Origin of the sequence: Nonomuraea sp. NPDC050790, from assembly GCF_044456745.1 — a bacterium.
Taxonomy (GTDB): domain Bacteria; phylum Actinomycetota; class Actinomycetes; order Streptosporangiales; family Streptosporangiaceae; genus Nonomuraea.
The window spans coordinates 83,226-103,452 of sequence record NZ_JBITGF010000012.1; the positions used below are offsets into that span (position 1 = coordinate 83,226).

At 73.0% G+C, this 20,227-nt stretch carries 15 protein-coding genes; 6 read left to right on the plus strand and 9 right to left on the minus strand.

Annotated features, from left to right (window positions below; translation table 11 throughout):
- Nucleotides 1–8: 8 nt before the first annotated feature.
- The 4 genes from ACIBEJ_RS44290 to ACIBEJ_RS44305 all read right to left on the minus strand — a co-directional run bounded on the left by ACIBEJ_RS44290 (nt 9) and on the right by ACIBEJ_RS44305 (nt 5,081).
- Nucleotides 9–1,166: a cation:proton antiporter gene (locus ACIBEJ_RS44290; protein WP_397188981.1), complete on the minus strand. Its 1,158-nt coding sequence runs from the start codon at nt 1,164–1,166 to the stop codon at nt 9–11.
- Nucleotides 1,167–1,174: 8 nt separating this feature from the next.
- Nucleotides 1,175–1,657 carry a cation:proton antiporter regulatory subunit gene (locus ACIBEJ_RS44295; RefSeq protein WP_397188982.1) on the minus strand — a complete coding sequence of 161 codons (483 nt, stop codon included), beginning with the start codon at nt 1,655–1,657 and terminating at the stop codon, nt 1,175–1,177.
- Between the two features lie 61 nt (nt 1,658–1,718).
- Nucleotides 1,719–4,073, minus strand: a complete 2,355-nt coding sequence (locus ACIBEJ_RS44300; RefSeq protein WP_397188983.1) for an FHA domain-containing protein — start codon at nt 4,071–4,073, stop codon at nt 1,719–1,721.
- A 36-nt stretch (nt 4,074–4,109) separates the two neighbouring features.
- Nucleotides 4,110–5,081 (minus strand): hypothetical protein, encoded by a 972-nt coding sequence (locus ACIBEJ_RS44305; RefSeq protein WP_397188984.1) that lies wholly within the window; start codon nt 5,079–5,081, stop codon nt 4,110–4,112.
- Between the two features lie 86 nt (nt 5,082–5,167).
- Here ACIBEJ_RS44305 and ACIBEJ_RS44310 point away from each other — a divergent pair, with 86 nt between their 5' ends.
- Together ACIBEJ_RS44310 and ACIBEJ_RS44315 are read left to right on the plus strand one after the other, a co-directional pair.
- On the plus strand, nt 5,168–6,322 hold the full coding sequence (locus ACIBEJ_RS44310; protein ID WP_397188985.1) for a sensor histidine kinase: 1,155 nt from the start codon (nt 5,168–5,170) through the stop codon (nt 6,320–6,322).
- Entirely contained in the window at nt 6,319–6,948 is a 630-nt protein-coding gene (locus ACIBEJ_RS44315; protein WP_397188986.1) for a response regulator, read from the plus strand. Before ACIBEJ_RS44310 ends, ACIBEJ_RS44315 begins: the two co-directional genes overlap by 4 nt.
- A 4-nt stretch (nt 6,949–6,952) precedes the next feature.
- Here the strand turns inward: ACIBEJ_RS44315 and ACIBEJ_RS44320 are convergent, their stop codons facing one another.
- The 4 genes from ACIBEJ_RS44320 to ACIBEJ_RS44335 are packed head-to-tail and all read right to left on the minus strand — an operon-like array spanning nt 6,953 to nt 12,591.
- Nucleotides 6,953–8,734: a glycosyltransferase gene (locus ACIBEJ_RS44320; protein WP_397188987.1), complete on the minus strand. Its 1,782-nt coding sequence runs from the start codon at nt 8,732–8,734 to the stop codon at nt 6,953–6,955.
- On the minus strand, nt 8,731–10,641 hold the full coding sequence (locus tag ACIBEJ_RS44325; RefSeq protein ID WP_397188988.1) for a glycosyltransferase: 1,911 nt from the start codon (nt 10,639–10,641) through the stop codon (nt 8,731–8,733). Before ACIBEJ_RS44325 ends, ACIBEJ_RS44320 begins: the two co-directional genes overlap by 4 nt.
- A gap of 19 nt (nt 10,642–10,660) precedes the next feature.
- Complete coding sequence (locus ACIBEJ_RS44330; protein ID WP_397188989.1) at nt 10,661–12,172, minus strand: glycosyltransferase; 1,512 nt, start codon at nt 12,170–12,172, stop codon at nt 10,661–10,663.
- The gene (locus ACIBEJ_RS44335) at nt 12,169–12,591 is read right to left on the minus strand and encodes a hypothetical protein (protein ID WP_397188990.1); all 423 of its coding nucleotides are present in this window, start codon (nt 12,589–12,591) and stop codon (nt 12,169–12,171) included. The genes ACIBEJ_RS44330 and ACIBEJ_RS44335 overlap by 4 nt, the downstream gene beginning before the upstream one ends.
- 228 nt (nt 12,592–12,819) lie before the next feature.
- Here ACIBEJ_RS44335 and ACIBEJ_RS44340 point away from each other — a divergent pair, with 228 nt between their 5' ends.
- Nucleotides 12,820–14,052 carry a glycosyltransferase family 2 protein gene (locus ACIBEJ_RS44340; protein WP_397188991.1) on the plus strand — a complete coding sequence of 411 codons (1,233 nt, stop codon included), beginning with the start codon at nt 12,820–12,822 and terminating at the stop codon, nt 14,050–14,052.
- Nucleotides 14,049–15,698, plus strand: coding sequence for a glycosyltransferase (locus tag ACIBEJ_RS44345; RefSeq protein ID WP_397188992.1), 1,650 nt, complete (start codon nt 14,049–14,051; stop codon nt 15,696–15,698). The genes ACIBEJ_RS44340 and ACIBEJ_RS44345 overlap by 4 nt, the downstream gene beginning before the upstream one ends.
- 398 nt (nt 15,699–16,096) lie before the next feature.
- On the opposite strand, the gene ACIBEJ_RS44350 is transcribed toward ACIBEJ_RS44345, so the two are convergent.
- On the minus strand, nt 16,097–17,572 hold the full coding sequence (locus ACIBEJ_RS44350; RefSeq protein ID WP_397188993.1) for a glycosyltransferase: 1,476 nt from the start codon (nt 17,570–17,572) through the stop codon (nt 16,097–16,099).
- A gap of 239 nt (nt 17,573–17,811) precedes the next feature.
- On the opposite strand from ACIBEJ_RS44350, the gene thrC reads away from it, so the two are divergent.
- Nucleotides 17,812–18,870, plus strand: coding sequence for a threonine synthase (gene thrC / locus ACIBEJ_RS44355; protein WP_397188994.1), 1,059 nt, complete (start codon nt 17,812–17,814; stop codon nt 18,868–18,870).
- A 26-nt stretch (nt 18,871–18,896) separates the two neighbouring features.
- The gene (gene thrB, locus ACIBEJ_RS44360; protein WP_397188995.1) at nt 18,897–19,817 is read left to right on the plus strand and encodes a homoserine kinase; all 921 of its coding nucleotides are present in this window, start codon (nt 18,897–18,899) and stop codon (nt 19,815–19,817) included.
- Nucleotides 19,818–20,227: the final 410 nt, after the last annotated feature.

Sequence of the window (20,227 nt, forward strand, 5' to 3'; positions counted from 1 at the left end):
CCGCGCTCTCACGTACGGCGGGCGATCGCGGTGATCAGCGGCTGGACCATCTTGGCGGCCAGCGGCCCGAAGGCCGCCAGGATGAGCACGTAGGCGGCGGCCAGCGGCCCGAGGTCCGGATGGACCCCCGCGGCCACCGCGAGCCCGGCGATGACGATGTTGAACTCGCCCCTCGGGATCAGCGCGATGCCCGCCCGCGCCCGGCCGGCCTTGGCGATGCCCGCGCGGCGGGCGGCGTAGGCGCCGGTCAGGAGCTTGGTGATCATGCTGATCACGGCGAGGCCGGCGGCCAGCCCCGCCACGGGGAGGATCGCGGCCGGGTCGGTCTGCAGGCCGAAGAAGACGAAGAACACCGCGGCGAACAGGTCGCGCAGCGGCTCCAGCAGCGTCCTGGCCTCGTGGGCGAGCTCTCCCGACAAGGCGATGCCGACCAGGAACGCGCCGACCGCCGCCGACACCTGGAGCTGCTGGGCGATCCCGGCCACCAGGAGCGCCAGTCCGACCACCTTCAGGAGCAGGACCTCGGAGTTGGGGCTGGCCACGAAGCGTTCGATGAGCCGGCCGTACCGGAGGGCGAAGACGAGCACGACGCTCACGGTCGCCAGCGCGATCGCCACCGTCACCGCGCCGCTGACGAGGCTCACGCCGGCCAGCATCGCGGTGAGGATCGGCAGGTAGAGGGCCATCGTCAGGTCCTCGAAGACCAGCAGCGACAACACCACGGGTGTTTCCCTGTTGCCGATCCAGCCCAGGTCGGACAGGACCTTGGCGGTGATGCCGGAGGAGGTGGCGTAGGTGACGCCCGCCATGGCGAGGGCGGCGACCGGGCCCCAGCCGAGCAACAGGGCGGCGATCGCGCCCGGCGCGGCGTTGAGCACCAGGTCCACGAGCCCGCCGCGCAGGTTGCCGCGCAGGCTGGTGACCAGCTCGTCGGCGTTGTACTCCAGGCCCAGCGTGAGCAGCAGCATGATGACGCCGAGTTCGGCGCCGACCTCGATGAACTCCTCGCTGGTGGCCAGCGGCAGGATGCCGCCGGTGCCGAAGGCCAGGCCCGCGATCAGGTAGAGGGGGATGGGGGAGATGCCGCCGCGCAGGGCCAGCGCGCCGAGCACGCCGAGACCGAGGATGACGGCACCGAGTTCGAGAAGAAGGATCCCTGCGTGCACCCGCGGGCCTACCCCGCGGCCAGGAGGTCGCCGGCGGCGGAGGTGCCCTCGGGCGTGCCGACGACCACGACCACGTCGCCGGCGGCGAACACGAAGTCGGGTCCGGGGCTGGCCACCACCCGGCCGTCGCGGGCGACCGCGACGATGGAGGAGCCCGTGCGGCTGCGCATCTGGGTGTCACCCATGGGACGGCCGGCGTACGGCCCGCCCTGGATGATCGGCAACTGGACGCTGACCAGGCCCTCGACCTGCCGGTGCAGCTCGTTGAGCCGCTGCACGATACGCGGCGCGCCGAGCAGCTCGCACAGGGCGTCGGCCTCCTCGTCGTTGAGCTTGACCGCCTCGCACGCCTGGTCGGGATCGTGCTTGTCGTAGATCACCAGGTCCCGCCGGCCGGTGCGGTGCGAGACGACGCCGATCCGCCTTCCGGACTGGGTGGTGAACTCGTGCCGCAGTCCGATCCCCGGCAGGGCCGTCTGCTCGACGTCCATTACGCGCCCTTTCATTGCTTTTGTTGAACTTCATACTATTGGCCGGGGATGACCTTGTGGTTCAGCGGGATCCCGCTTCGTAGCGGCGCAGGGCGAGGCGCGTGGCCAGGGCCAGGACGAGGGCCATGAGCAGCAGGACGGCCATCGAGCGGAGCCAGCCCACCGGATCGTGGTCCCAGAGGGCGTCCACGGGCTTGGCGATGTCGATCTTCTGCAGGTCGACGGTGGCCGCGGCGGCGGCGTAGCCCCAGCGGGTGGGGACGAGCCAGGTGAGCTGTTCCAGGCCGGTCCTGCCGACGACCTCGATGAGCTTGCCAATGAAGACGAACTGGGCCATCACCAGCACCACCATGATCAACATGGCCTGCTCGTTGGTGCTGACCAGGGCGCTGACCAGCAGCGCCAGCAGGCTGCAGGTGAACGCCACCGCCGAGACCACGACGACGATCTCCACGCTGCCCGAGCCGAAGATGAGCGGATCGCCGGGCGGCTCGCGCCCGATCATGGCCAGCGTGACGAACAACGTCGCCTGCACCACGTTGATCGCGCCCAGCACCGCGGCCTTCGACAGCAGGTACGCCACCGGCGACAGGCCCACCGAGCGTTCCCGGCGGTAGATGGGACCTTCCTTGACGATCTCCCTGATCGCCCCGATGAGGCCCATCAGCGCGGCCCCGAACACCAGGATGATCAGCAGCGTGCCCGCCTCCTCGCTGCGCCCGATCTTCCCGCCGGGCGGCGCGAGGCCGGCGGAGCCCTCCACGACGCGGGTCATCAGCGCCAGCACGATCGGCAGCCCGATCATCGACAGCGCCGCCAGCTTGTCGGAGCGGATCACCGAGAACATGCGCCGGGCGAGGATCGCGAACTGCCGCCCCATGCTCTGCTTGGGCGGCGCGGGCGGAGGCGTCACGGTGTGGCCGTCGAGCCCCTGGCCGGAGGCGGCCCCGCAGTAGCGCGAGTAGTAGGCGGAGCGGCGGAAGCGGTCGGCCCACAGGTCGGGCTCGTCGCTGACCTTCTTGAAGACCTCCGAGTACTCCGTCGCCCCGAAAAATCCCAATAGTTCGCCCGGCGGCCCGAAATATCCGACCTTGCCGCCCCGGCACAGCACCAGCACCCGGTCGCACACGTTCAGGTGCAGCACGCTGTGCGTGACCACCACCACGGTCCTGCCGTCGTCGGCCAGCGACCGCAACGTGTTCATGACCTCCTTGTCCAGGCTCGGATCCAGCCCGGAGGTCGGCTCGTCCAGGAACAGCAGCGACGGCTTCGTCAGCAGCTCCAGCGCCACGCTCGTGCGCTTGCGCTGGCCGCCGGACAGCCGGTCGATCCGCAGCCCTCGGCGTTCGGCCAGGTCGAGCTGGTCGATCACCTCGTCGATGCGGGCCCGGCGCTCGGCCCGCGTCACGTCCTGGGGGAAGCGCAGCGCCGCCGCGTAGCCCAGGGCCCGCTCGACCGTGAGCTCCTTGTGCAGGATGTCGTCCTGCGGGACCAGGCCGATGCGGTGGCGCAGGTCGTCGTAGTGGGCGTACAGGTCGCGGCCCTCGTACAGCATGCGGCCGTGCGTCGCGGGCCTGGCGCCGGTGAGCGCGCCGAGCAGGGTCGACTTGCCCGCGCCCGACGGGCCCACCACCGCGAGCAGGCTGCGGGCGTCGAGCCGCAGGCTCACCCGGTCCAGCAGTACGGCCGAGCCCGCCTTGACCGTCAGCTCCTCCGCCCGCAGGGACACCGAGCCGGTGTCGGCGTGGACCGCCACGTGGTCGCGGTGCACGACCAGTTGGTAGTGGCCCACCGAGACCAGGTCGCCCGGCTGGACGTAGGCGTCGGTGACGCGGTGGCCGTTTACGTGGGTGCCGTTGCGGCTGCGCAGGTCCCTGACGTACGGGCCGTTGGGGGAGGGGTGGATCTCGGCGTGGTGGCGCGAGACCAGGAGGTCGTCGGGTAAGGCCAGGTCGTTGTCGGCGGCCCTGCCGATGCGGATCACGCCGGTCAGCGGGAGGATCCGTTCCGGGCTCCGGCTCGGGCGCGGCTGCGCGGCGGGCCGTCCCAGTTGTGTGGCGCCGTCCACCGGCGGGCCGCCCCAGGTGGGGCGGGTGCCCTGGGGAGCCGGGCCGGTCGGCTGGTGGACGGGCTCGGGTTCGAGGTCCAGCCGGGGGCCGTGGTCGGCGCCGCCGAGCCGTACCGTGCAGGGGACGGCCACGTGGACGGTGGTGATGCGGTGCCGGCCGATGAAGGTGCCGTTGCGGCTGCCGAGGTCGCGCAGGATCCAGCGGCCCGACTCGTGGACGACCTCGGCGTGGTGGCGGGAGACACGGGCGTCGGCGATGGCGATGTCACCTTCGCGGCCGACGAGCAGCCGCTGCCCCGGTTCGAGCCGGATGAAGCCCGCCGGGCCGCGCACGAGTAACGCCGTCATCTCTCCGCACCCCGCAAACCCCCGGCCGTCCCGCCATTATGGCCGCAGATCGGGCTGCGGGCGGATCAGGGCGGACGGCGTTGCCGTGACGTGACCTCGCGTGTAGTGGTAGGCCACGGTGGCCACGCCCAGCGAGAGCCCCCAGGGCAGGAAGAACAGGCCCACGCCGCCGACCGACCAGTCCATGCCCTCCGACAGCAGGCCGCGCCACGAGGTCAGCCCGGTCACGGTGACGGCCACGGTCACCAGCGACGCGGGCACGACCGCCGTCGCCTCGGGCACCGCCCGCCCGCCGAGCACCGGCACCCAGCGCGGGAAGACGCGTCCCCACCGCTGCGCCAGCCCGAGCGTGAGCAGCGCGCCGCCCAGGCAGAGCAGGGGGAGCAGGTAGCTCTGGAGCACGCTCAGGCCCTTGGCCGCGTAGTCGGCCAGCAGGGTGTCCACGAACGCCTGGTCGACGCCCAGCGGGATGCCCGCCGACCAGGCCGCGCGCTGCAGGCCGTACGGCAGCGGCGCCAGCACCGCCACGGCCGTCGCCCAGCGCCCGATCCGCCGCCACGGCCAGGCGGCCGCGCCCCCGCGCACCGAGCCCAGCGCGACCCCTACCCACAGGGCCCCGCCCACGACGCACACGAGCTGGTTGAGCACCGGCCAGTCGACCAGCCCGACGTACCCGCCCAGGGCGTAGGCCATGTTCTGCAGCAGCCGGACGTCGGGCAGCACGAACAGCAGGGCCGCTCCAGCCACCCACCCGTACGCCGCGACCGCCGGGGAGGGGAATCGCGGCCACCACAGGGCCGCCGCCGCGACCAGGACGCCGGCCGTACAGGCGAAGGCGATGACCGGCGCCATGGCGCCCGCCGTCGCCCCCTGGAAGAGGCTCATCCCGACGGAGGCGCCAGGGTCGCCGAAGGGGAAGCCGGCGCCGCCCGACCACCAGAAGAAGCCGAGCGCGCCGTAGACCGCGCTCCAGATCAGCGCGCCGTAGAGGATCAGTCGTCGTTTCATGCTTGCCAGCCTGGAGCGGGACGGCCGCGCGGACATCTGCCGATCGGCAGATTCGCCCGCACCAAGCCGTGGCTAGAGTGGCGGACATGAAACGGGTGCTGGCCTGCGCATTGGTGCTCCTGTGCGCCATTTGGCCGGTCGCGCTCAGGTCGCCGTTCCCCGAGCCGTTGATCGCGCTGCCCGCGCTCGCGGCGGTGGTCGCGGCGAGCGCGGCCGTCGCATGGGCGCCCGCGACGCGGCCGTGGCTGGCGCCGCTCACCGCGCTCGTCGGCGTCGCCGGCGCGGCGTGCACGCTGGTGTGGCTGCGCGAGCCGGTCGGGCAGGCCGGACCCGCCACCTACTTCCACACGCTGGCGGTGCTCACGCTCATCACGATGACGGTCCGCTGGGCGCCTCTGCCGCGCGGCGTGCCCGCGGTGGCGGTGGCCGCCGTCGCCGAGGCGCTGCTGGCGCTGCAGGTCGTGCCCACGCGGTCGGTGACGGAGTCGGTCGCGTTCGGGCTGTTCTGGTCCTTCGGTACGGCCGGCGCCGTCGGCCTGGGCGCGTACCTGCGGGTGCTGGACGGCCGCCGCGAGCGGGCCGTGCGCGAGGCCAGGCGCTCCCAGCGGGTGCAGCTCGCCCGCGACCTGCACGACTTCGTGGCCCACGACGTCAGCGCCATGGTCCTGCAGGCGCAGGCGGCGCAGATCCTGCTGGACAGCGCACCGCGCGAGGCGGCGGCGACGCTGCGGGCCATCGAGGAGGACGGCACGCGCGCGCTGGCCTCCATGGACCGCACCGTACGGATGCTGCGCGAGCTGGAGGGCGAACCGGCCTCCGCCGAGCCGCTGCCCGGCCTTGACGACCTGCCCGGCCTCGTACGCCGCTTCGCCGAGGCCGGATACCCGCGGACGGAGCTGGAACTGGCGCCGCCGCGGACGCTCTCGCGCGAGGTGGCCACCACGGTCTACCGCATCGTCGCCGAGGCGCTGACGAACGTCCGCAAGCACGCGCCCGCGGGGTCGAGCGTGGCGATCCGGGTGGTGGACGAGGCGGGCGCCACCGTGCTCACGGTCGCCGACAGCGCCCTCGACAGCGCGGGCGCGCCCGCACCGCCGCGCCTGCCCGCGGGCGCGCGCCCCGGCGTGGGCCTCGCCGGGCTGGCCGAGCGGGTCGAGGCGCTGGGCGGCACGTTCGGCGCCGGCCGGTCGGGAGACGGCGGATGGCTGGTGAAGGTGGCCTTCCCCGGAGGACGGACGTGACGATCAGGGTCCTGGTGGCCGACGACCAGCCCGCCGTACGGCGGAGCTTCCGCACCATCATCGACGCCCAGCCCGACCTGGAGGTCGTCGGCGAGGCGCCGGACGGCGTCGCCGCGCTGGAGCTGGCCGGGAGGCTCGCCCCCGACGTGGTCGTGGCCGACATCCGCATGCCGCGCATGGACGGACTCGAACTGACCAGGCGGCTGTCCGACACCGTCCGGGTGATCGTCGTGACCACCTACGACCTCGACGAGTACGTGCACACCGCGCTGCGCTCGGGCGCCTGCGGCTTCCTGCTCAAGCACGCGGGAGCCGGGCTGCTGGCCGAGGGCATCAGGGCGGCCGCGGCGGGCGACGCGCTGATCAGCCCGTCGGTGACCGTACGGCTGCTGCGCCACCTGACGCCCGAGCGGGGCCGTACCGGGGTGGCGGGGGAGACGCTGAGCGACCGCGAGCTGGAGATCGTCCGGCTGGTGGCGCAGGGCCGGTCGAACCCGGAGATCGGGGCCGAGCTGTTCATCTCGGCGGGCACGGCCAAGACGCACGTGGCCAACGTCCAGCGCAAGCTCGGCGTGCGCAACCGGGTCGGGATCGCCGCGTGGGCCTGGGAGAACGGCCACACCTGAGCCGCTACTGGTCGGGAAAGGTCAGGTCGCGGACCCTGCGCACCGCGCGTTTCAGCACGGTGCGCTCCTTCTCCCTGGTCAGGCGGACGGCCTCCTGACGCCACGCCTCCGCCTTCTCCCGCCACCGCGTGGCGTCGCGTTCGGCCTTGCCCGCCTCCCTGCGCAGTTGCGACATCTCCGCCTGCAGCGCGGCGGCCCTGCGGCGCAGCCGGGTGAGCTCCTTCTCGTGCTGGAGCGCCTGCTGCTCCACCTCGGTCAGAGGCGGGCGGCGCGGCGGGTAGACCTTGGGACGGCGGGCGAACCCCCACGACTCGCCGTCCACCCACTCCACGCCGAACACCTCGTGGAGCACGTCGTCCAGGTGCTCGTCCGGGCCGGCGACCAGGGCGGCCCTGGACAGGGCGGCGGTGCGTTCGAGGCGGGCCACGACCACGCCGTCGCTCTCCTCGGCCAGCGCGACGCAGAGCGCGCCCAGGTCGTGCTCGTCGAGGTACTCGGTCAGGCGGCGCAGGGTCTCCTGGCCGGGCATCCAGCCGGGCGGGACCGTCAGCCGGTAGGGGGCGGGCACGCCGGGCGGCGCCTCGCCGGGGGGCGCCTTGCCGGGGGGCGCCTCACTGGGCGGCGTCTCGCCGGGCGGCGCCTCACTGGGTGGCGCCTCGCCGGGCGGCGTCTCGCTGGGCGGCGCGAGCCGTACGCGAGGGTCGTGTTCGAAGGTGGCGTGGATCAGGCGCAGGTCCAGGTCGGGGTCGCGCAGCGGGCTGCGACGGCCGGCGCCCAGCTCCCGCCACGGCCCGGTGACGGTGACGCGCACGTCGGGCAGGGAGGCGGCGAGCAGGGCGTCCACGCTCGCGCGGACGTCCTCGTAAGCGTGCTCGCCGTCCACCACGCACTCGACGTAGGGGACGAGCCACTGGCGGCCCTGGTTGACGCGCAGGTAGCGCCGGTGCGGCACGCGGTCGGCCACGAACGGGTCGTTGTAGCGCTTGAGCGCAGCCCAGTCCCGCATCGCGGTGGGCAGGCCGAGATGCCAGGCCCGCGCCTCCTGGTCGGGCACGAACACCGCGCCCGCCTGGGACAGGCGGTAGCCCAGCTCGGTGTCCTCGGCGAGCACCAGCGAGGTGTCGAGCCCGCCGACCGCGCGCAGCAGCGCGGCGGGGTAGGAGGCGGTGGCGCCGACGTGGACGCGGGCGGCGAGCGCGTTCGGCGCGGTGCGCAGGCCGTCGTGCTCCTCGATGATCTTCTCGGCCCAGTCGTGGCGGAGCGCCGACAGCTCGAACAGCTTGTGCTCGTTACCCGCGTCGAGCGCCTCGCGCACCTCGGCCGGTTCGGGCAGGTCGGCGCCCAAGGTGAAGTCGATCCAGCCGAGCACGACCAGGTAGGGCGCGAGGTGGTGCCAGCGCGCCTGCGCCTCGACGTGGGCGCGGTGCGGCACCATGTCGGCGTCCAGGACGAGGATCACCTCGCCGGTGGCGGCGTCGATGCCGGTCTGCAGGGCCCAGGCGCGGCCCCAACCGCCCGGAGCGCTGGGCAGGAGCCGGGTGGCGGCGGGGCGCAGGTCCGGCAGGCGCAGCGGCGGCGTGCTGCCGTCGTCCACGACGATCACGTCGAGCAGGCCGGCGGGGTAGCTCTGGGCGGCCAGCGCGGCGAGCGTGAGGTCGAGCGTCTCCTGCCGGTCGTGGGCGGGGATGACGACGGTGACGGTCAGCTCGGGCGTCCAGGCGCCCAGCGCGGGCGGTGTCAGGACCCCGTAGTCGTTGCGCCGGACACGCGCGACGTCCCTGCTCATACCCGGGCGCTCCCTTCCAGTTCCATCAGCGCGCACGGGCGGAAGCCGCGCCACTGGTGGCGATTGCGTTGCAGGAAGGTGCCGATCGGCTCCTGCCAGGTGTGGTTGGCGGCCAGGCCGCGGTGGAGGATGTAGCCGAGCCCGTGGGTGCGGTAGATCTGCCCGCCCGCCGCCTGCAGCGCCTCCTGGAACTGCGTGTCCACCGAACGGCGCAGCGGACGGAACCCGCCGACGGCCTGGAACGCCGAGCGCTCGACGAGGATCGTGCCGCCGGCCACGAAGCTGGAGATCTGCTCGGTGATCTGCCTGCGGTGCACGGTGACGTCGATCGAGGACAGGTAGACGAACTCGGGCACGGTGCCGACCACCTGCGCCCCCGAGTAGGAGTGGGCCAGCAGCAGGTCCGACAGGAAGTCCGGGCCGTACCAGTCGTCGTCGTCCATCTTCAGCAGGAACGAGCCCGAGGCCCTGGCCGCCGCCTCGTTCAGCACCTCGCCGAAGATCTGGTCGGCGGGAGCCTCGTACACGGTGACGGAGCCGTCGAAGGCGGCGATCGCCTCGGCCACGTCGGGGTGGCCCGCGGGCACGCCGTGCAGGGCCAGGATCACCTCGAACTGGGCGTCGCGCTGCCTGGCGATCTGGGCGAGCGCGAAGCCGACCATGTCCGCGCGCCGCGTGGCCAGCAGCACCGAGGTCAGCGGCGGCACCGGCGCGGGCGCGCCGAGCTGCTCCCAGCGGGCGGCCACGCCCTGGGTGCGCAGTGCCGTACGGCGCAGCCTGATGCTGTGCTCCTCGCGCGTGAGCTGGTCGGCGAGGTCGGGACCAGCCTCGATCAGGCGCACCAGCGGCTCGCCGAGCGCGCCCGCCCAGCGCGGCACCGACGGCGACACCACCGGCACCCCCGCCGCGGCCAGCCCGGCCAGCACCCGGACCGCGGCCAGCGGCCCGCTGTGGGCGTGCTGCCAGTCGACCTCGACGCCCCTGATCTGCCGCAGCCGCGCCACGTCGGAGTCGGTGACGCCGCCAGACTCGGCGAACGCCGTGACGACCCGGCCTTCGAGCACGACCGACCAGCGGCCGTCGCGCTCGGTCAGCGCGGCCATGCCACGCGAGGGCGTGGTGACGAAGCCCTGCGGGTTGACCAGCCGCTCGTCCACGGGCGGGATCATGGACGGCTCCGCCAGCACCTCGGGATCGGCCAGCGGCAGCTCGGCGCCGCCGGGCCGGCCGAGGTGCTCCCAGCTCGCCGCGCGCAGCGTGGGCCGCTCGACCGGCGTCTCGTCGCCCTCCCACGGGGACTCGCCCTCCCAGGGCGAGTCGGCGTTCACGTCGGGGTCGTCGAGTGTGCGCAGCACCAGGTCGCTGCCGGGCGCGCCGACGCGTCCCGGCACCGGGCCGCCGACCTCGGTGGGGGTGGCGTTCGGGTCGCCGGGCCGCCACGCCGCCGCGCCGACCCCGGCGATCGCCGCCGCGGGGGCCGCGATCACGTCCAGGCGGTGCCCGGCGAAGGCCCGCGCGGTCGCGGTCACGGTACGGCCGGCCGGCGTGGGCGCCGAGAACCTCGCGTCCACCACCCAGACCCGGTCCTTGGGCTGATACACCCGCAGGTCGCTGAGCGAGCGCCACCGGTTGGCCGGGGTGGGCGTGGGCACCGGCGCCGGATGCGACGGCGGCGCGTCCAGCACGGCGACGACCACGCGGCGCGTGTCGGGCAGAAGCTTGTGCAGGGTGGCGACCCGGCGCAGGTCGGCGGGGGTGCGGGCGAGCACCAGCACCTCGGGCGCGCGTTCCTTGCCGGTGGGCGGCTCCACCAGGTCGCGGTCGAGGTCGACGCCCTTGACATCCTCGTCGATGCCGACGGCGAAGACCCACGCCTGCGGCATGTCCGCGATGAGGGAAGCGATCATGGCGACCTCCTGGGCCCGGTCATCCGGTCTTCCTCAGGTGCTTGAACAGGGCGGCCAGCGGGCCCGCCGCGGGTTCCGGCTGCTCGGCGGGCTGCTCGGACAGGCGCTTCACCTCGGCCTTCAGCCGGGCCACCTCCGCCTCCAGCTCCTTCGCCTCGGCGGCGCGCCTGGTCGCCAGCGCCCGCCACTTGGCCGGGTCGCCCGCGGGCGGCTCGATGTCGTCGCCGGTGGCGAAGCCGAACTCGGCACCGCTCACCCACAGCGCGCCGAACATCTCGTCGACGAGGTCGTCGGCCAGGTCGCCGGCCTGGCCCGCGTGGCGGGCGGCGCGGGCGAAGGCGGCGGTGCGCTCCAGGCGGGCGGCGACCACGCCGGCCGCGGTCTCCTCCAGGGCGGCGCAGACCAGGCCCAGGGTGTCCTTTTCCGCCTGCCGTACGAGCTGGGCGATCGTGTCGGCGCCCGGGGCCCATCCGGCGGGGACGCGCAGCAGGAACGGCGCGGGCGCCACGGAGGCGGGCGCGTCGAGCGCGAAGGCGACCCGGGGCTCGGCGGCGTAGAGGTTGCGCAGCAGGCGCAGGTCGAGGTGCGGGTCGTCGAGGGCGGCGTGCCGGCCGGGGGTCAGCAGGTCCCAGGGGCCGGTGACGGTGACCGCGGTGTCGGCGAGCGTGCCGGCCAGCGCCGCGTCCACGGTGGCGCGGGTGCGCTCGTAGCCGTCGGCCTCGGTGACCACGTGCACGTACGGCACCCGCCACCGCCGGCGAGGATGGCCGCGCAGCCAGCGCAGGTCGGGGATGAGGTCACCCAGGAACGACCAGTTGTGCCGGTGAACCTCCTTGGCCCGCAGCATCACGGTGGACGGCCCGACGTGCCAGCCCTTCGCCTCCGGATCGGGGATGAAGACCGCCCCGGCCTGGGCCAGCCGGTAGCCGAGCTCGGTGTCCTCGGCCATGTTGAGCGTCACGTCCACGCCGCCGGCGGCACGCAACATCGCGGCGGGGACGGAGCTGGAGGCGCCGGTGTGCAGCAGGTAAGCGCTGGCGCCCGCGTCACGGAGCATGCGCGTGGACTCGAGCGTCCTGGTCGTGTACTCGGTGCGGGTGCCCTCCTCGCCGAGCTCGTTCACGAACCTGGTGTCGCCGATCACCACCGCGTGGTCGAGCAGGTGGTGCCAGCGCATGTGCGCTTCCAGGTGCCGCTCGTCCAGGATCATGTCGGCGTCGAGCCAGTGGACGACGTCGCCGCTCGCCGCCGCCGCGCCCGCCTGCCGGGCCGCGCCGCGGCCCCAGCCCCCGTCCACCCGCACCACCCGCGCGCCCGCCGCCACCAGGGGCGGCGTGCTGCCGTCGTCGGCGACGACCACCTCGGTCAGCTCGGCCGGGTAGCTCTGCTTGGCCAGCGCGGTCAGCGTGCGGTCGAGCCCTTCCTGGTGGTTGTAGGCGGGGATGACGACGGAGACGCGCTTGTCCGGCCGCCAGTTCCCCAGGGCCGCGGGCTCCAGGGGCCCGTAGTCGTTGTGCCTGATGCGCCTCATGCCGAGCCCAGCGCCCGCACCTCTTCGCGTAGCCGCTCGACCTCGCGGGCGTGGGTCATGGCGTTGACGCGGTCCTCGCCGAGGGATACGAGGATGGCGCTGAGATCCTCGGTACGGCGGGCCGCGCCGTCCTCCATGGCCGCCGACAGCTCCTCCAGCCGCTTCTCGATGCGCTTGAGCGCGGCGGCGTTGGCGGCGTGCGAGCTCTCGTTCTTCTTCACGCGAAGATCGATGCGCTGGGCCTTGCCGTCGAGGCGGCGCACGGTCAGCACCAGGAAGGCGAGGGCGGCCAGCGAGACCAGCAGCGCCGCGGCGACGGCCGCCGCGGCGAGCGTGAAGACGCCGGTGACCAGGAGCGCGGCAAGGGCGATAACTCCTAGAATCGCGGCCGTCGCCGCTGTCCGGCGAGTCGAGAGCATCCGCATATCTATCCTTGTCACGACTTGAGAGGCACCAGGGGTTATTGACACCCTAATAAACAGGTACGAGTTAACGTGCCATAAGTTCCTGAACGGATTCTGGGAGCCGCTGTGGCGTGACCTGCGGCAGGTGCCGTAACGAATGGGGGGTCGCCCTCCTGTCGCACGGTAAAAGCGGCGTAAGGTAGGCGCCGTCTTCGAACCCCGCCGGCGAGGAGCGCCACGTTCATGACCGTCACCCCCTGCGGCTTCCGGCGCACGCCGGAGAAGGGAATGGCCCGCCTGCGCTGGGCCGGCCGCGGCTGGACGGCCGAGGGAGAGGGGCTGCCCGCGGCCCCTCCCGGCCGCCTCGACCTGCCCGCGCTGCGCCCGCTACGCGGCCTGGAGGTCGAGTGGCCCGACGGGCCCGTGCCGCTGGGGGAGATCGTCCGACTGGCCGCCGCCGGCGTGCCCCTGACCGCCGCCCGCGCCTCCTGCGAGCCGTCCGCCGCGCGGGGCCGGGCTTCGGGGCCGGCCTCCGTGCGCGCGCCCGCCTGGGTGCCCGCTTCCGTGCGCGCGCCCGCCTGGGTGCCCGCGGGGCTGGCGGAGCTGCTCACCGACCGTGAGTGGCTGGCCTGCGCGCCGGGCTGCGGCCTGCGCTGCGTGGCCGACCTGCGCCGCGAGGAGCACAGCGTACGGCTGCGCCGCCTGGCGGCCCGGCTGGCGGGGACGCCGGGGGAGTTCCCCGCGAGCTTCGCCGGAGAGGTCGCCTGCGCCTCTCGGCCCAAGGTCAGCGTGGTCATGTCCACCAAGCGGCCCCATCTGGTGTCCGAGGCGCTGGCGCAGATGGCGCGGCAGCGCAACGTCGAGGTCGAGGCGGTGATCGGGCTGCACGGCGTGCCGTACGAGGCGGTGCGCGCGGCCGTGGAGTCGGCGCCGCTGCCGGTGTCGTGCGTGGAGTCGCAGGCGGCGTTCGGCGAGGTGCTGAACCAGGCGGCGGGCCGCGCCGGAGGCGACTACCTGGTCAAGTGGGACGACGACGACTTCTACGGCCCCGAGCATCTGTCGGACCTGCTGCTGGCCATGCGGGCCACCGGGGCCGACATCGTGGGCGCCACCGGCGAGTTCTTCTACCTCGAACCGCTCAACACCACCATCCGCCGCACCACCTTCGCCAGCGGGGCGGCGTACCCGAGCGAGGTGTGGGCGGATCACGTCGCGGGGGGCACGATTCTCCTCGACGCGGCGAAATTTCGGTCTTTAGGGGGATTTCCGGCCTTGCCTCGGGCGGTCGACAAGGCGTTCCTCAAGGCCGCCCAGGCTCAGGGGGCGCGGATCTACCGCACCCACGGGCTCGGGTACGTGCTGCGCCGTACGCTCAGCGACGAGCACACCTGGCAACTGCCCCTGTCGCACTTCCTGAAGGTGGCCGCCAACCAGTGGCGCGGCTTCCGCCCGAGCAGGCTCATGGAAGCCGCATGAGAGTACGGGGCAACGACTACCGCGTGCTCGAACCGCCCGCGCGATGGGAGCCTTCGCTCAAGGTCAGCGTCATCGTCCCCGCGTACGGCGGGCAGCACGAACTCGACCTCGTCCTCCAGGCGCTGGCCAGGCAGACCTACCCGGCGCGGCTGACCGAGGTCATCGTCGTCGACAACGGCAGCGACCCGCCGCTGCGCCTGCCCGCGGAGCGCCCGGAGAACACCACGCTCGCGCCCTGCCCGCGGCCCGGCCGCGCCGCCGCCCGCAACACCGGGCTGGCGCTGGCCACCGGCGACGTCGTCCACTGGCTCGACTCCGACGTGCTGCTCACGCCCGGCGCGATCGAGGCGCACATGCGCTGGCACCACCGCGCCCCCTACCTCGCCGTCACCGGGTACATCAGGTTCACCGAGGCGCAGGTCCCCGCCGAACTGCCCGACGACCTGGAGAAGGCCTTCGAGCCCGCGCGCCCGCACGCGTGGATCGTCGACCTCGTCGAGCGCACCCGAGGGCTCACCGACAACCCGCAGCGCCCCTTCAGCCTGCACGTCGGCGGCGCCACCTCGGTCAACGCCCGCCTCATCGCCGCCGCCGGGCCCATGGACGAGGACCTCGTGCTCGGCCAGGACACCGAGATGGGCTACCGGCTGGCGCAGGCCGGCGCGGTCTTCGTCCCCGAACCCCTGGCCCGCGCGTACCACCTCGGCCTCACCATGCGCATGCGCGACAAGGCGCCCATCGACCGGGTCAGCCACGCCTTCGTCGCCGACCGCATCCCCGCCTACCGCTGGCTGCGCGCTCACCCCGGCCGCGCGTGGAAGGTCCCCTTTGTCGCTGTCGTCGTGGACGGCACCGCCGGTTACGAGACCGTCCGCACGACCGTGGACGCGATCCTCGCCGGAACCGTCCCCGACGTCCAGGTGCTGCTCACCGGCCCCTGGGACACCCTCGGCCGCGACCGCCGCGCGCCGCTGCGCGACCCCGCCCTCGACCTGGTGCTGGTCCACGGCCACTACCAGCACGAGCCGAGGGTACGGCTGGCCGTCACCGACGCCGTCGACCCCGCGGTGCCCTGGATCCTGCGCCTGCCCGCCGGATGGGCGCCCGCCGAGGACGGCCTGTCACGCATGCTGGACCTGGCCGCCGGAGAGGGCCTGGGACTGGTCAACGTGCTGCTCAGCGAGTCACCCGCCGGGCTGGTCGGCGCCCGGCTGGAGCGCTCCGCCGCCTTCGCCAGGGCCGCCATCGTGGCCGAGCCCGGGGAGGACCTCGACGACGCCGTGGACGACGTGTCCGGGGTGACCTGGGTGGAGGGCGAGAGCTACGGCTTCACCCAGACCCCCGCCGCACCCCTGGGCCGCCGCGGCGCGCTGCGCGCCCGGGTGGAGGCACAGGCGGAGGCGGCCCGGCTGGCCAAGGAGACCGAACGACTGCGCGCCCAGGCGGCGAAATGGCGGGAGGAGGCGGGCAAGTGGCGCGACGAGGCGGGCAAGTGGCGCAAGAGCGCGGTGGACCTGCGGCGTGAGGTGGGAACGTTGCGCCGCCAGCTCATGGCGGCCAACCGCAGCCAGCGCAGCCTCCGCGCCCTGCTCGCCGCCGCCCTGAAACGCGCCTGGACCAGAAAACCCGGCAACCCCCACCCCTGACCCCACCCCCTCCGGGGAACACCCTCCACAACCCCGAACACAACACTTGGTCACCCGGAACCCCAGACCCCGGACACCCGTAACCTTCGGGCACCCGCAACCCCCAGACACCGGGAACCCCCAGACACCGGGAACCCCCAGACACCGGGAACCCCCAGACACCGGGAACCCCCAGACACCGGGAACCCCCAGACCTCGGAACCCCGGACTCCGGAACCCCGGACTCCGGAACACCCGGACACGCTCGGAAGTCCCAGACGCCCGAAGCACCCGGACAGCCCGACACCCGTGAGTGGCCGGGAAGGCCGCCCTGAGCGGGCACTCCGAGAGCTGCCCTCAGGGCGTCCGGGGCCTGACGGAGGGCGGCCAGGGCGGTGGCGTGCGTGGAGGGCGGCTGGTCAGTTGGGGCGGAGGGCGGACTTGAGGCGGTTCAGGAGGGTCTTCTCCTCCGGAGCATGGGCCGGATCCGGCGTGGCTGGACCGGCGGGCTTGGCCGCCCGCACCGGCGGCTCGGCGGCGGCCGGCGGTTCGGCGGCGGCCGGGGTCTCGGGCGTGACCCTGGGGGTGGAGGCAGGGGCCTTGGGGGTGGGGTCGGGAGTGGGGGGTGGGGGCCAGTAGCGGGAGGGGTCGGCCTGCCGTACACCGTGGGTGTGCTCGATCACGGCGTCCGGGTCGTCCGAGCGGCCCGCCAGCAGCACGGCCCGCGCCAACGCCGACGTGCGCTCCAGGCGGGCGGTGCGCCCGGCGCCCACGTCCACCACGAGCACCCCGTCGAGGTCCTTCTGGGCCGTCTCCACCATCCGCTCCAACGTCGCCCGGTGCAGCGGCACCTCCACCGGCCCCCGGTAGCGGAACGGGATGGGCGCGGGCGTCGGCGCGGCCTCGTCGATGAGGCGGACGCGGTCGTCGTAGGCGAACAGGTCACGCATCATGCGCAGCTCGAAGCTCGGGTCGCCCAGCACGGACCGGCGCTCGTCGCGCAGCGTGGACCACGGGGCCACCAGCGTGACGACGACGTCCTGCAGATTGCCGTCGAGGGCTGAGGCCACGGCCTGCCGTACCACGTCGGCGGGGGCGTCGCCGATCTCGAACACGATCTCCACGTACGGCACCAGCCACCGCCGCCCCCGATCCTTGCGCAGGTCGCGGCGGAGCGGGATCCGGTGCGCGAAGGCGGGTTCGACGGCCCGCACGACCCGGTCCTTGTCCACCCGCTGCGCGGGCAGCCCGAGATGGACGGCCTTGGCCGCCAGGTCGGGGATGAACACGACGCCGTGCATCGCCAGCCGGTAGGCGAACTCGGTGTCGCCGCCGCGGTGCACGTGCGGGTCGAGGCCGCCGACGGCGTGGAAGATCTCCCTGGGAAGGGCGAGCGTCGGCCCCGTGCACACGTGGTAGGGGTTGCGACTCTTGCGCAGCCCATCGGTCTTGGCGATCGTGGCCTCGGTCGAACTGGCCACGGCGGCGTCCAGGTCGAACAGTTCCTCCAGGTGTCCCGCCCGGTAGATCTGCTCGGCCTTCAGCGGCGGCGGCTCGACGAAGCGCTTCATCCCGATCGTGACCAGGTAGTCGGTCACGTGGTGCCAGCGGGCCAACGCCTCGATGTGCTCGCGGCAGGGCACCATGTCGGCGTCGAGCCGCTGGATGATCTCGCCGTCGGCGGCCAGCGCGCCGGTGTTGACGGCGTTGGAGATGCCCCACCCGTCGGTGACCCGGACCACGCGGGTGTTGAACGGCCGGATCTCCGGCAGCTCGATCGGCGGGCTGCTGCCGTCGTCGACGACCAGGACCTCCATGAGGTGGTCCGGATAGGTCTGCGCGGCCAGCGCCGCCAGCGCGAACTCCAGGTACGGCCCGCCATGGGCCGGAATCACGACGCTCACCGACAGCGACGGCGACCAGGCGCCCAGCTCAGGCGGTGTGAGCGGTGAAAAGTCGTTCTGCCGCACAGCAGGACGCGCGTTCATAGTCGATGACCCCCTGGCCGGAAACCTTAGCCGGGGTTGCTGAATATTTCATGAAAAGGAGTGGTGTCCACGCTGTGGACTCGGCTCCTCGTCCCGAGCCGGGAGCCCGTACACTCGGTGCCCAACACCGCAGGTAGGGAGTCATCATGGCTAGGTCGTGGCGTGGCCTCATCGAGGAGTACCGAGAGCGTCTTCCGGTCACCACGACGACGCCGGTCGTCACGCTGCTGGAGGGCGGCACGCCGCTGGTGCCCGCGCACCGGGTCTCCGCGCTGACCGGCTGCGACGTCTTCCTCAAGGTCGAGGGCGCCAACCCGACGGGTAGCTTCAAGGACCGCGGCATGACGATGGCCATCAGCAAGGCCGTCGAGGAGGGCGCCAAGGCGGTCATCTGCGCCTCCACCGGCAACACCTCCGCCTCGGCCGCCGCCTACGCGGTGCGCGCCGGGCTGACCTGTGCGGTGCTCGTGCCGCGCGGCAAGATCGCGATGGGCAAGCTGGCCCAGGCGCTCGTCCACGGGGCGACGCTGCTGCAGGTCGAGGGCTCCTTCGACGACTGCCTGGAGATGACCCGCAAGCTGTCGTCGGAGTACCCGATCGCGCTGGTCAACTCCGTCAACCCCTTCCGGCTCCAGGGCCAGAAGACCGCCGCCTTCGAGATCGTCGACACGCTCGGGGACGCCCCCGACATCCACTGCATCCCGGTGGGCAACGCGGGCAACATCTCCGCGTACTGGATGGGTTACCAGGAGTACGCGCAGGACGGCGTCTCCACGCGGCGTCCGCGCATGTTCGGCTTCCAGGCCAGCGGCGCGGCCCCGATCGTCAACGGCGCGCCCGTGACCAGGCCGCACACGATCGCCACGGCCATCCGCATCGGCAACCCCGCCTCCTGGCAGCTCGCCGAGGCGGCCAGGGACGACTCCGGCGGCGTCATCCAGTCGGTGACCGACCGGCAGATCGCGGCGGCGTACAAGCTGCTGGCCCAGGAGGAGGGCGTCTTCGTCGAGCTGGCCTCGGCGGCGAGCGTGGCGGGCCTGCTGCAGGCCCACGCCAACGGCCTGGTGGACCCGGGCCGGCGCATCGTCTGCACGGTCACCGGCAACGGGCTCAAGGACCCCGACTGGGCCATCTCCGGCGCTCCCGCCCCGGTGACGATCCCGATCGACGTCCACGCCGCGGCGGGCGCGCTCAACCTCGCCTGACCACGCGACCTGAGGGAAACAACACATTGATCACTGTTCGCGTGCCCGCGACCTCCGCGAACCTCGGTCCCGGCTTCGACACGCTGGGCCTCGCGCTCGGCCTGTACGACGAGGTCGAGGCCGAGCTCGCGGGAGACGGCGTCGAGGTCGTCGTGGAAGGCCAGGGCGAGGGGGAACTCGACCTCGGCGAGGGCCATCTGGTCGTCAAGGCGATGCGCAAGACGTTCGACCGGATGGGCATGGAGCAGCCCGCCGGGATCCGGCTGCGCTGCCGTAACCGGATCCCGCACGCGCGCGGGCTGGGATCGTCGTCGGCGGCCATCTGCGCGGGCATCCTCGCCGCGCGCGCTCTCGGCTCTCAGCGAACATCACCGGACGGCGCGCGGACGCTGTCGGACGACGAGGTGTTCGCCCTGGCCACGGAGATGGAGGGCCACCCCGACAACGTCGCCCCGTGTTTGACCGGAAATCTCACGATTTCATGGACCGACCATGGGGGATCACCGCATATGGTGAAAGTCACCCCCGATGCGAGAATCCGTCCGGTCGTGCTCGTCCCATCGGCACGGGTGTCCACGGAGACCGCTCGAGGGTTGCTCCCGAAGGACGTGCCCCACAAGGACGCATCCTTCAACGCCGGCCGGGCCGCGCTGCTGATCGCCGCGCTCACCCTGCGTCCGGAGAGCGACCTGCTGCTGGCCGCAACGGAAGATCGTCTCCACCAGAACTACCGCGCGCCTGCGATGCGCGAGAGCGCGGATCTGGTAGAACGTCTGCGTGCGGTGGGCGTGCCCGCGGTCGTTTCGGGAGCGGGGCCCACGGTTCTTGTGTTTTCCACATCGGATACACAGGATTTGATCGCGCCAGAAGTGGGTAATGACTGGCACATCCAGCTAATGGACGTCGACCCGGATGGTGCGAACGTTCAGTTCCCCGAGACACGCTGATACCTCTTTAGACCTTCAGGGAATAGCCGTGTGCGCTGGTGATGTTAGGCTGATAGCCGCACCAGATGCCCCCTTGGTGGGTGCGTGCTTGTCAGCCACACATCGCTGCTTCATGCTGCACGTCGCGAGGCGTGGGCAGCGCGGCTGTCTCCCCGGAACCCGGCGTCTCCCTTGGACCTACACCCGGTTGGTTCAGCACGAGACGACGACCATGGGGATCTGCGCGTTCGAATCACCTCGACATCTGGCTGGCGACAGCAATCTGGGGGGTGTCCTCCATGCGCCACCGTCCTGTGGCGGCCTGGACGAACCCCTCCCCAATAGTGGCGGCCGACCTGCGCGGCGGCCGAAGATCGCAGCGTGCATCCCGACCCGGTCTGTCCCGCCGGATCGACAGCACCTCCGGGACG

Excerpts from the sequence above, each read along its gene's own strand:
- ACIBEJ_RS44295 (WP_397188982.1), bottom strand. The coding sequence starts at position 1,657 with ATGGACGTCGAGCAGACGGCCCTGCCGGGGATCGGACTGCGGCACGAG.
- ACIBEJ_RS44300 (WP_397188983.1), bottom strand. The coding sequence starts at position 4,073 with ATGACGGCGTTACTCGTGCGCGGCCCGGCGGGCTTCATCCGGCTCGAA.
- ACIBEJ_RS44305 (WP_397188984.1), bottom strand. The coding sequence starts at position 5,081 with ATGAAACGACGACTGATCCTCTACGGCGCGCTGATCTGGAGCGCGGTC.
- ACIBEJ_RS44310 (WP_397188985.1), top strand. The coding sequence starts at position 5,168 with ATGAAACGGGTGCTGGCCTGCGCATTGGTGCTCCTGTGCGCCATTTGG.
- ACIBEJ_RS44320 (WP_397188987.1), bottom strand. The coding sequence starts at position 8,734 with ATGAGCAGGGACGTCGCGCGTGTCCGGCGCAACGACTACGGGGTCCTG.
- ACIBEJ_RS44325 (WP_397188988.1), bottom strand. The coding sequence starts at position 10,641 with ATGATCGCTTCCCTCATCGCGGACATGCCGCAGGCGTGGGTCTTCGCC.
- ACIBEJ_RS44330 (WP_397188989.1), bottom strand. The coding sequence starts at position 12,172 with ATGAGGCGCATCAGGCACAACGACTACGGGCCCCTGGAGCCCGCGGCC.
- ACIBEJ_RS44335 (WP_397188990.1), bottom strand. The coding sequence starts at position 12,591 with ATGCTCTCGACTCGCCGGACAGCGGCGACGGCCGCGATTCTAGGAGTT.
- ACIBEJ_RS44340 (WP_397188991.1), top strand. The coding sequence starts at position 12,820 with ATGACCGTCACCCCCTGCGGCTTCCGGCGCACGCCGGAGAAGGGAATG.
- ACIBEJ_RS44345 (WP_397188992.1), top strand. The coding sequence starts at position 14,049 with ATGAGAGTACGGGGCAACGACTACCGCGTGCTCGAACCGCCCGCGCGA.
- thrC (WP_397188994.1), top strand. The coding sequence starts at position 17,812 with ATGGCTAGGTCGTGGCGTGGCCTCATCGAGGAGTACCGAGAGCGTCTT.